Annotated in this window: 3 protein-coding genes; all 3 read right to left on the reverse strand. The window is 32.2% G+C overall.

Annotated elements, in window-relative coordinates; genetic code table 11:
- Positions 1 to 184: 184 nt before the first annotated feature.
- Entirely contained in the window at positions 185 to 670 is a 486-nt protein-coding gene (locus ACNI3T_RS11235; RefSeq protein WP_418227888.1) for a DUF423 domain-containing protein, read from the reverse strand.
- 257 nt (positions 671 to 927) lie between these two features.
- On the reverse strand, positions 928 to 1473 hold the full coding sequence (locus ACNI3T_RS11240; RefSeq protein WP_418227889.1) for a porin family protein: 546 nt from the start codon (positions 1471 to 1473) through the stop codon (positions 928 to 930).
- A gap of 236 nt (positions 1474 to 1709) precedes the next feature.
- Positions 1710 to 2054 (reverse strand): hypothetical protein (locus ACNI3T_RS11245; protein ID WP_418227890.1); only part of this gene is annotated, 345 nt, incomplete at its 5' end.

Consider the following 2054-nt stretch of genomic DNA (forward strand, 5'->3'; position numbering starts at 1 on the left):
GTTGCGGAGCACTTGTGTATAACGGTCTCGTATATCGACAAGTGGCGCGGAATTATGGATGCGGATTTGTCGGCTTAGTATATTGATGTTGGTCAAGATAATTATTCTCTTTCTAACGGTACCGCTTATTGGCGATTAACCGTTGTTGTAAACTGGAACAACACTATTTGCTTGTTTTGAAAATCTATTTCGAATAGTTCAAATTTTGTCCTAGTGTCTCAGAAATCAATTTTTTGTATTCCTGTACATTTTTGTCAAAATTTATTTTAAGCTGAAAGCCTAATAATGCTCCGATCGCTAATAATATTCCTGCAATTAGATATGTATAAGAGTTGTTACTATATTCCAGAATTATAGCAACTAAAAATCCTAACCCGAGAATAATATGTCCGTACATTATTAACTTTGATAAAGGATGCTGCGAGAAAGAGACTTTAATACCCGTACCTTTTCCTGGATCAATTCTAGTAATTTTTCCATTTACAATAATATTATTCTGTTTGTTTATCTCAAATGGAAGTAAAAGCCGTTTACGAATTTTAAAGTTTTCCAGATTTAGCTTGTCATCATTCATATTGAGCACAAATCTGTTAGCGTTCCCAATCGAAGATTCTAACTTTTGGCGAATCTCTTTCGGGCTATTTTTTACTTGAAAATTCCAGTCTTTCATAATTGTATTTTAAAGTAATACGTACAATTTGCACAATTCTTCATTTTGTAAATTAAATATACAGATAACTGCGTAAAAATAATTTTCTTCTTTGTCAAAAACTTGAAGTTGTTCTTGTTTACAACGGTTCCGGTTATCGCAAGTTGCGGGAGCAGGGACGCGGACTTGTCGGATTAACACTTTTCTTTACTGGTTACTAAAATTACACTTTTTCGGCTAAACCCGTTATTTGCGATGAACCGATGTTGGCAAGAGTTTTATAAGTTGTATCCTAAACTTAATTGTAATACTGTATTTGTAGGTTCAAATGTCATATTACTTATCTCAGTAGTAAATAGTTTGTTTAATCCTTGATATGCTCCTAACTCGATAAAAAATCTTTTAATATCGATTCCAAATCCTAAATTTAATCCGTAATCAAATGAATCTGGTTCACCTTCATAATTCATGAACTCTTTATTTAAGAGTACTCCAATTTGGGGACCAAATAGAATATATGGTGAGTTAAAGAATTTAAAGTCTAAAGGTAAATTGATGTAATTTAATTTATAATTCACAGTTGAAACATTGAACTCCCGGTTACCTTGCTGAGAATACATTAACTTAGGTCTAAACGCTATATTATTTCCCAGTTCTTTTTCCGCCACTATCCCTAAATGTAAACTTATTTGGTGATTCATATTAAATGATTTTGTCCCATTGGAAAGAGCAGAATTATTTATCCCTCCAAGAACACCATATTGCATTTGAGAGAAGGAGAAAGTTGAAATTAGAACAAAGGCGAAGAAAAATAATTTTTTCAATTGATTAGTTTTTTGGGTTAGTCCGCAAATAAAACTTAAAAAGTCGAAATCTTAAAATAAAATTCTTGCCAACGGTTGCGGTTATCGCAAGTTGCGGGAGTAGGGATGCGGACTTGTCGGATTAACCAATTTCTTTCTTGGTTTTTAAAATTACACTTTTTCGGTTAAACCCGTTATTTGCGATCAACCGCTGTTATTTAAAGTTGCACAAACTAAGAACATGTTTAGAGTTCATATTAATTGAAATATGATTCTACTATATTCTTCCAGTTAAATGCTAATAGGAAAGCGATTGCAAATAGTACAAATGGTATTGAGCTTAATACAATCCATTTCATATTTTTTGAGGCATCATTTCTTCTCAGAAGTTTCAGAGAGTTTATAAATGACATAACTACAACTCCAACAGTGAGTAGCACGAGAAATAATCTACTATTTTCAAATAGCCATTCATTTAAAACTCCTCTAAGGAATTCCGTTATACTGAATATTAGTAAAAGCGAGATACAGAAAATTGAGAAGATCCAAACAGAAAGCTCCTTATAGTCAGTTTTCTTAGAGATGTTGTTATTCATTCTTAT

Origin of the sequence: Christiangramia qingdaonensis, assembly GCF_048381525.1 — a bacterium.
Taxonomy (GTDB): domain Bacteria; phylum Bacteroidota; class Bacteroidia; order Flavobacteriales; family Flavobacteriaceae; genus Christiangramia.